This window comes from Nonomuraea aurantiaca (assembly GCF_020215705.1).
Taxonomy (GTDB): Bacteria; Actinomycetota; Actinomycetes; order Streptosporangiales; family Streptosporangiaceae; genus Nonomuraea; species Nonomuraea aurantiaca.
Window position 1 is genome coordinate 1 of sequence record NZ_JAIWNB010000079.1, and the last position, 8,834, is coordinate 8,834.

General features: G+C 60.7%; 6 protein-coding genes. All 6 read right to left on the reverse strand.

Annotated features, from left to right (window positions below; all coding sequences use genetic code 11):
- Positions 1-170 precede the first annotated feature (170 nt).
- A complete protein-coding gene (locus tag LDL49_RS55820) occupies positions 171-467 on the reverse strand; it encodes a helix-turn-helix domain-containing protein (protein ID WP_225303084.1) in 297 nt (98 codons plus the stop codon).
- 497 nt (positions 468-964) lie between these two features.
- Positions 965-1,084 (reverse strand): AAA family ATPase, encoded by a 120-nt coding sequence (locus tag LDL49_RS59730; RefSeq protein ID WP_225303085.1) that lies wholly within the window; start codon positions 1,082-1,084, stop codon positions 965-967.
- Positions 1,081-1,800: a M48 family metallopeptidase gene (locus LDL49_RS55830; protein ID WP_225303086.1), complete on the reverse strand. Its 720-nt coding sequence runs from the start codon at positions 1,798-1,800 to the stop codon at positions 1,081-1,083. The genes LDL49_RS59730 and LDL49_RS55830 overlap by 4 nt, the downstream gene beginning before the upstream one ends.
- Positions 1,787-4,891, reverse strand: a complete 3,105-nt coding sequence (locus tag LDL49_RS55835; protein WP_225303087.1) for a type I restriction endonuclease subunit R — start codon at positions 4,889-4,891, stop codon at positions 1,787-1,789. The genes LDL49_RS55830 and LDL49_RS55835 overlap by 14 nt, the downstream gene beginning before the upstream one ends.
- Complete coding sequence (locus LDL49_RS55840) at positions 4,888-6,117, reverse strand: restriction endonuclease subunit S (RefSeq protein ID WP_225303088.1); 1,230 nt, start codon at positions 6,115-6,117, stop codon at positions 4,888-4,890. Before LDL49_RS55840 ends, LDL49_RS55835 begins: the two co-directional genes overlap by 4 nt.
- Positions 6,118-6,137: 20 nt before the next feature.
- Positions 6,138-8,582, reverse strand: coding sequence for a type I restriction-modification system subunit M (locus LDL49_RS55845; RefSeq protein WP_225303089.1), 2,445 nt, complete (start codon positions 8,580-8,582; stop codon positions 6,138-6,140).
- Between the last annotated feature and the right edge of the window lie 252 nt (positions 8,583-8,834).

Here is an 8,834-nt window from a genome sequence, read left to right on the forward strand (position 1 = left end):
CTGCTCGGCATGGTGCACCATGACTCCACGGCCGCTCGTGAACGATCGAGTTCAGGGAGAACCAGATCATCACCCAGCGGACGCCTTCATGCGCGGACAGTTACTCAATCGCGACGAACCCCGACGAACCCCGCCAAGCAACGCTCGGTAACGAGACCACACGCTTTGCGTCAGAGCCACACGCACTTGGCCGTTGACAAACCGGTGAACATCCGTACAGGCATGGACTGGTCGCCAGTGAGCTCGCTTAGATCGCGAACGCGCAAGGCCTCAGCGAGTTGCAGCAGGATCGGCAGCCGGGGATTCTGCTGACGGCGACCGCGCTCGACGGCCTTCAGCCAACTCTCGGACTTGCCGACCAGGCCGGCGAGGACTTCACGGGTCATACCGCGACGCTCACGCAGGTATTGAATGCGCTGGCCGATAGTGCGTACCGGTGCACTGGAATTGTTGGTGTCGTCGTCCACAGCCTGCCTCCCGGAAGGTGACATCCTCAGGCTACGACGCACCCTCCTTTGCCTGCCAGCGAACGACTGACGTGCATGTCCCGACCATGGCAACAGGGGACAGGACAAGATCGATGGTCGACCGGATGAGAACTTTCTCTGCGTCTTCTAAACCGGCCGCTACGCGGCCGGACCGGTCCGTCCGGGGCGGGCATGCGGCCTCTCCGGGCTGGTCCCGCCCCGGCCGACCGGAACGGCGGAAGCACACCAGTAGTCTTGTTATGCTTCCGTCGTGGCCGAAGCCGCCAGTGCACACCTACTGGTACTCACTGTCGTGAGTGGAGTGGATCGGCGTTGCGCCTTGGCAACGGGTTGAGATCCAGGCGCGGGCGCTTCTTGGTCGTCCTTATCGAGCACGTAGCTGAACTCCGTGACCGTATCGCGATCCCGGACGGTCATCGTCCGCGACCGGCCCGCAAGCGGGAGACCGGCATCTGAATTGACGTGAACAAGGGCGCTCAAGAGGTGGCCTTGCCAGCCTCGTTTGGGCCGACGATTGCAATCACCTTCGCGTCGAGGTTGGTCTTCGTGTCACCGAGTTTCCCGTAACCCCGAATACGCGAATTGATCAGCCTCATGACCAGTCCTCCGCCGCCAATGGTGCGTCGTTGAGCTCGTCGCAGCGGGCTTGCCAGTCGGGCATGAACTTGTCCATCAGGGTGACGAAGCGCTCACTGTGGGTGCGCTCGAGGAAGTGGACCATCTCATGGACCACTATGTACTCAAGGCAGCGCGGGTTCTTCTTGGCCAGCTCGGGGTTGATCCAGATCGCCCGCGTTGCCGTCTGGCACGTCCCCCACTTGGTCTTCATACGGCGGACGACGAACTTGGCGACGTCCTGGCCAATGATCGGCTCCCACTTGGCGATGAGCTTGGGCAGCGCAGCCTTGAGCTCGCGGCGATACCAGCGATCAAGGATCGCGCGCTTGGCATCGCCATCGGCGTCGGCCGGGGCGGTCAACCAAAGGATCTTGCCCTTGAGCTCGATGTGCGAGCGACCAACGCGTGACGAGTCGAGGCGGTAGCGCTCGCCCCATACGTAGTGGGTTTCACCGGAGACCATGCAGCGATCCGTCTGGCGGTCGGCGTCCTGGAGCTGCTGGCGCTGCATCTTGATCCACGGTAGCCGCTGAATGATGGCGAGACGAATCGCGTCCTCATCCAGCCTCTGCGGGGCAGCAACACGAACCCGGCCCACCGGCGGGTAGACCGAGATGTGAAGGTTCTTGATGTCCTTGTAGACGACATCAACGCCGAGGCCAGCGACAGTGAGGTAGGCGTTAGCGGTACTCATTTCGCGCCTTTAGCAGGTCGAACAGTTCATCGAAGCGATCGAAGTCAGGCGGCAGCACTTTGTGCAGCTCGCGGGCAAGAGCACGCTCCTTCATACGGTTGCCGACCCAATCGTGCTCCTTTGCGTGACGTACAGTCCCATCAACTAGTACTGCCAGGTTCGGGTCTAGGAAGTTGAAGTCGATCAAGGCTCGCTGCGCTCCATCCTTAACCCATTCCGGATACTTGGTGCCCGAGTCGCCGGTTCCAACCTTTTTGGCTATATCGAGGAGCCGAGCGAGGTACTCCTTGTAGTCCGTGGCTTCCTTACGACGCTGTTCAATCAAAGCGTCGAGGAGTTCTGACATGCGGTCGTAGTACTTCGGGTTCATCGCCCGCTCGTCTACAATCGTCTTGCGGACGTTGTTGACTATGGTCTCGGCCGCGGCCCCGGGGTTTTTGCGCATGTTCAGAGGCAGGGTGTCGAGAGCACCCTCGCCTCGCTCGACGATCAGCTCGACTAAGCCCTTGTCAAAGGTCGCCACCACCTCAGACGGGTCGGCTCGGATGTAGGTATCGAGAAGGGCACGCATGCCAGCCTCGAACTTCTTCATATCGATGTTCTCACGAGCACCCAACTTGACCTCGTCGCGAACCGCCACGTAGTGGGCGACTTCCGCCTTGATCGATAAGGCTTCGGCTGCCGTGTAGCCAGCCTCTACCATCTCGTTGGCAATGGCGCTGTAGGCACGGACCAGAGCCGAAACGGACTTGTAGAGCTCGACACGCTTCGGCTCATTGGCCTTGATCTGAGCGGCGTCACCCGGCACAGAGGCCACGAAGTAGTGCTGGTACTCCAGCGTTCCCTTCGGTGGTGCGACCGGCTCTACGAGGGCACGAATCCTCTCCAGTGCCTCGTCGAGATCCTTGCGGCCCTCCTCTACGCGGTCCTTGAGAAGACCTTCGACATCCCTCTCTTCGTAGCCGTCGAGGGCGCCCGAGGTGTAGTCAGTGATGGCGTTCTCAAGCGAGTTGAACAGGTCGCGGTAGTCGATGATGTAGCCGTAGGTCTTGTCGTCGCCGTCGAGGCGGTTGACGCGACAGATGGCCTGGAAGAGCTTGTGGTCGCGCATCTTCTTGTCGATGTACAGATAGGTGGCGCTCGGAGCATCAAAGCCGGTCAGCAGCTTGTCGACCACGATGAGCAAGCGCATCTGGCCCGGCTCCTCGACGAAGCGACGTTTGACCTCCTTCTCGAACTCCTCGATCCGGGTCACGCCCTCGTCCTCGCTCACGCCGAAGAAGTCGGCCAACATCTTGCGGTAGATGTCGTACTGACGGAACTTCTCGGTAGCGCCTTCGCCCGAGTCCTCCTTGGAGATGTCGCCCGGGCTCGGCACGTAGCTCGTGACAATGGCGACCTTGTCCTTGAAACCGGCATTGACGAACATCTCGTAGAACCTGCACGCCTGGTAGATGCTCTCGCCGACGAGCATGGCGTTGCCCCGGCCGCTCACAAGGCGCGGCTCGGTCTCCATGTCGAGCAGGATGTCCTGGACGATATGCTTGGCCCGGGGCTCAGCAGACACGACCTTCTGCATCGTGCCCCACTTCTTCTTGAGTGTGGCCTTGCTGAGGTCGGTGAGACCCTTGGTCTTGGCCTCGAACCACTTGTCGACCTTCTCGGGGCTGGTCAGGTCCTGGTCGATGTTGCGGGCCTCGTAGCGCAGGTCGACCACGACACCGTCGTCGACCGCTTCGTCGAACTTATAGGTGTGGATGAACGATCCGAAGGTCTCGATGCTGGTCGCCTTGTCGGTCTTGAGCAGCGGCGTACCGGTGAAACCAATGAACATCGCGCCAGGCAGCAGCTCCTTCATGGCTCGGTGCATCTTGCCCGACTGAGTACGGTGCGCCTCGTCGACGAAGATGAACAGATTACCCTTGGGCGCGAAGTTGGCCGGAAGGCGCGCGTGCAGTTCGGAGATGAATTCCTCGCCAGCCTCGTCGAGGTCCTTGTCGTCATCGCCACCGCGGAACTTGTGGACGAGCGAACAGATCAGCCACGGGTCGTGCTTGTTGATCTGAGTGAGCAGATCCGCGCCCGAGGTGGTGCGGTAGATCTGTTCGTTGACCCCACCGAAGACCTTCTCGATCTGCTCGTCGAGTTCGGTGCGGTCGGTGATGATCAGGACACGGGACTGGTCCTGCTGGTGCTCACGAATCCACTTGGCCAGCCAGACCATGGTCAGGCTCTTGCCCGAACCCTGGGTGTGCCAGATGATGCCACCCTCGCGCTTGGCGATGCGGGCCTGAGCGGCCTTGACCCCGAAGAACTGGTTGTGACGCGCAATCTTCTTGATACCAGCGTCGAAGGCCATGAAGTCGTGAATGAGCTCAAGGAATCGGTCCTTTGAGCACATCTGCGCGATAGCCTGATCCAGCCGGCCAGGCACACCCGCGCCGACAGGACTGTCCTCCGGTTCCTTCCACTCCAGCCAGTACTTCTCGGGCGTCTCGATGACCCCATAGCGCAAACCTTCCACGTCGTTGCCCGCGAACACGAGCTGGACGGTCGAGAAGAACGGCCGGATGAAGTGCTCGCTTTGGTTGCCGATGTTCTGTCTAATGCCCTCGCTAACGCTCACCTTCGAGCGCTTGAACTCAATGACGCCCAAGGCCAGACCGTTGACGTAGGCCACGACGTCGGGGCGCTTGTTGTGCACGCCTGCGATGGCGACCTCTTGAGCTACGACGAAGTGGTTGGCGCTGGGGTTGGCCCAGTCGATGACCCAGACGGTCTCGAACTGCTCGCCAACGCCACGCTTGACCGGCACGCCGTAACGGAGCAGGTCGTAGACCTCGTGATTGGCCTCGTACAGCGAACGAGCGCCGCCGACCGATGCGGCCTTGCGCAGCTCGTTGATAGTCTTGCCGATAATTTCCTCATCGTAGCCACGAGCCAGCAGGTTCTGGCGAAGCAGAGCTTCCTCGATGTTCGAGTTGCCCACGCGGTCTTCCCAGTTACCGGCGTACTCGTATCCGAGCTGTTCCTGGAAGAACTTGATGACGCGGTTCTGCGTCGCGCGCTCTAATTGTCCTACATCGCTCATGCTGCGCCCTCCGTTACCATGCGAGTGCTCTTGGTCAGAAGCTTCTGCATCATGCCCTGCTTGATCGCGCGGGTGGCTTCAAGGCGGCGTTCGAGGGCTGCGATCTCGGCGTCGACATCTCGGAGCACTTCCGCAATAGCGTGTTGCTCATCGCTCGGCGGAGTAGATACATGGAGTGACAACAGCCTTGTCTTCGGGATGTTCTTCATACTGTTACTCGTGCCCGTTGCGAGATCACGCACCGACTGGGCTGTCTCTCCGTGCGATAGGAGGGCTGCCAACCAGCGCATGCTCGTGCCTGAACCGGGGCGAGGCCGAGCCAGCCATAGCCTGTCAGGTAGGTAGAGCCCCGGTTGCTCTTTCTCTACATACCCAACATCGCCAACCATCGCAGGCGTGTTCATGCGACTAATGATCAGGGAATCCGCAACGGGCACACACGATGCTCGCGACACGTCTTGCGGCAAGATTGTCTTCACCTCTCGGGAGTCGAACTTGCCTCCACGTACCGCAGACGTCTTGAGAACCGCCGGTTGGGCGACGCCATCAACGGACCTCACGGAGGTCCCTGCAGCCAACCCGTCGATCAATGAAGCAATCGTCCGCTCGGTCCAAGTTTCGCAAAATCCCACTAGGCGAGTGCGGCCAGTTAGGAGCTCCTGCATCAACCCCTGCTTGATCACGCGCTCCTTGGAGATCAAAATGGTGAGAGATCTAATCAGCTCATCGGCCGCCAACAGACGCGCGCCAATTGCTCCCTGGTCAGGGCGAGGGGGCAGCTTAAATCGAAACTTTCGCACATCGGCGACATTGAGACCAGGCTGAGCATTTCCCTTCACGAAGGAAGCTACCTGCTCGCGACCAGCATGGCTCTGTAGTAGGTACTTGCAGTACACCGGATCTGCGACGTCTTTTCGAATCGCAATGCGAGCAGTGGTCTGGGTTAGATTTGCACCGTCAAGCCAATCCGGGACTACCTCTACGTGCCCGGTCCCCGCGCCTACAATTGTAATGATCAGGTCGCCGGCCTTCACTCGGGCGTTCTTGTACCTCGACTCGACCTGGGCACTGACTCGAAACATGTCGCCGGGGTTCGCCCAGCCGCGTGACTCCGAGTAGTCCTGACCGCGAATCATGTACCGACCATCTGGATCGAACCGGCCCGGCTGAACGATCCCGTATCGGATTGGACGATTCGGATCCGTCAGCTCTTCGAGTCGATACATCGTCCACTCATTGCTGATAGTCATCGCTCGACCCCCATAGCGGCCAAGTGCTCGGCCACCTTCGCGCTGAGCTTCTCGACCTCGGCTTCCAGTTCACTGAGGGTTTCGGCGTAGCGATCGGCGAGCACCGTCAGACGGTCGACGAGCTTGCGGATCAGAACGTCCAGTTCCGCCTGGGCGCCACGCACGAAGCGGGCTCCCCACTTGTCGTCGATGACGAGGCTCTGGATGTCGTCGGTGCTCAGCTTGGCGTACTGCTTGAGCGTCGCCTCGTCGAGCTTGGCCTGGGCTTCCTTGGCAGCCTTCTTGGCTTCGGCCTCGGCGTTGTACAGCCTGATGAGCTCCTGGAGTGCCTTGACCTCATCACTCTTCTGGTCCTCGTACTTGGCAACCTTCAGGCGATCGGCAGTCAGCTTCTTGCTGATCTTGTCGTCATCCATGGCGTCAGCAAGCAAGCCCTCTTCGCCCGAGTTCTCTTCGATGAACTCCTCGACGACCTGGCCGGCCTGCTCGGCGACGGCGTTCAGCTCGTCAACCTCGGCCTGCTCGGTGGCGAAGTAGCGCGCCACGATCAAGCTCGGCGGAACCAGGTCCATCTTGTACTTCTTGGTGCTGCGCCCACTGCCGATGACTAGGTCCGGCGTCTCGTTGAGCTTGCGCTCTTTGTTCTCGATGGTCGGGCGTGGCTTGGCAGCGTCATCCCAGCCCTCGGCCATGATCAGGGCGACGTCGTCGTGCATGACGTCGTTCCAGTAGCTCACGAGCTGCTCGTAGACGCCGTACTCGTCGATGAGCGGGCGCTTACGGAAGGCGTCGAGCAGGGTCTCGCCAAGCTCGTAAATCAGGTCTGCTGGTCGGGTGGTAGCAGTGATGCCCTCGAGCAGCTCGCGCTGGATGTTCCACCAGTGGTTGACCGTGCCAGTCGTGGTTGAGGCTAGTGCCTCGTATTCAGGTGAGCCGTTGATGGTGCTCTGAATCTCGGTGCGCTCGACCGCCAGCTCGCTGTAGCCCTCGCGCAGTGGCTTGAAGAGCTCGGTGCGCAGGTTCGGAAAAGCTTCCCAGTACGGCTGGAGGGCGTCCAGGTCACGGTTCGGCACACCGCCCTTGATGTGGGCGCTGAGATCCTGGATGTCCTCGGGCTCGGAGTTGTCGATGTAACGAGGGATATTGAGGTTGTAGTCGTTCTTGCTGTCGGCAATCTCGCTCAGCGGCACCATGCGGCTGTAGCGGTCGATCTCCTTCTGATTCACGAAGGCATCGATGATCTGGTGCATGTCGCGCGGACGCAGACGGTTCTTCGGACCGTCCTTGGCGAAGCCCTTGCTGGCGTCGATCATGAAGACGCCCGTGCGCGCCTGAGCGTCGTGCTTGTCGAGAAGGATGATACATGCAGGGATGCCGGTGCCGTAGAACAGGTTCGCCGGCAGACCGATGATCCCCTTGATGTAACCCTTCTTGATCAGAGTCTTGCGGATAGTCGCCTCGACGTTTGCGCGGAAAAGTACACCGTGCGGCAAGATCACTGCACCACGGCCGGTCGACTTAAGGCTCTTGACCATGTGCAGCAGGAAGGCGTAGTCGCCGTTCTTCTCGGGTGGACGGCCATAGCCGTCGAAGCGGCCGTATTCGTTCTCCAGCCCGCTCGTCCAACTCTTGACGCTGAAGGGCGGGTTAGCGACCAGGAAGTCGAAGGTACGCAGCGCGTCGTTCCGAATGAATTGCGGATTGGTCAGGGTGTCGCCCTGGCGAATCTCTGCCGTCGCGTTGCCGTGCAGAATCATGTTCATAACGGCCAGCGCCCGAGTGGTGTTGTCCTTCTCCTGGCCGTAGATCGTCAGGTTGTTTGGCGCGGCGTCAGCCACCTTGAGCAGCAAGGACCCTGACCCGCAGGTGGGGTCGTAAACAGTCGTCGAGCGTGGCGCGTCCTTCGGGATCTGCAGGAGTGCCGCCATCACACGCGACACCTCGGCTGGCGTATAGAACTGACCCTTGCTCTTGCCCGACTCGGTGGCGAAGTGCCGCATCAGGTACTCGTAGGCGTCGCCGAGCAGATCGTCGCCCTCAGCCCGCGAGCCCGTGAAGTCGAGATTCTGGAAGATGCCGACCAGTCTGGTCAGGCGGTCAACGAGCTCCTTGCCACGACCAAGCTTGTCAGGGTCGTCGAAGTCAGCGTTGTTGATGATGCCCTGCAGGTCGTTGGCGTCTGCCAGCGTGCGAATGGCGACGTTGATCTTCTCGCCAATGTCCGGCTTACCCTTGAGCTCGACGAGGTCATCGAACGAACCACCCTCAGGCACCTCTATGCTCGCGTACGGGTCAGCCTTGGCCTTGTCCGACACATATTTCACGAAGAGCAGCGTCAAGACGTAGTCCTTGTACTGGCTCGCGTCCATGCCGCCGCGGAGCTCGTCAGCACCAGCCCACAGCGAGCTGTACAGGTCCGACTTCTTCAGTGCCAACGCCACTACCCCAAGCTCTCGTGCGCGGCCCAGGTGCGCCGCCCTGCGTACTGTGCCTTGAGTTGGCTCATTGTAGTGCGCACCATCGTGGCCGTGGATCTCGTTGAGTGCGTCGCGTACCTGTGCCGCCTGGTCGCGTCCTCGGAGCGGTGTAAAAGCTCGACGAGGTAGGTGCCGTGGGTTGATCTTAAGCGGCCACCGTTACGGACGTCGAGTCGCTCGCTGGGGTGGCCTCTGGGTGAAGCTGGGTGGGCGGCT

Coding starts and splice junctions, on each gene's coding strand:
- LDL49_RS59730 (WP_225303085.1), bottom strand. CDS start 1,084: ATGAGGCTGATCAATTCGCGTATTCGGGGTTACGGGAAACTCGGTGAC.
- LDL49_RS55830 (WP_225303086.1), bottom strand. CDS start 1,800: ATGAGTACCGCTAACGCCTACCTCACTGTCGCTGGCCTCGGCGTTGAT.
- LDL49_RS55835 (WP_225303087.1), bottom strand. CDS start 4,891: ATGAGCGATGTAGGACAATTAGAGCGCGCGACGCAGAACCGCGTCATC.
- LDL49_RS55840 (WP_225303088.1), bottom strand. CDS start 6,117: ATGTATCGACTCGAAGAGCTGACGGATCCGAATCGTCCAATCCGATAC.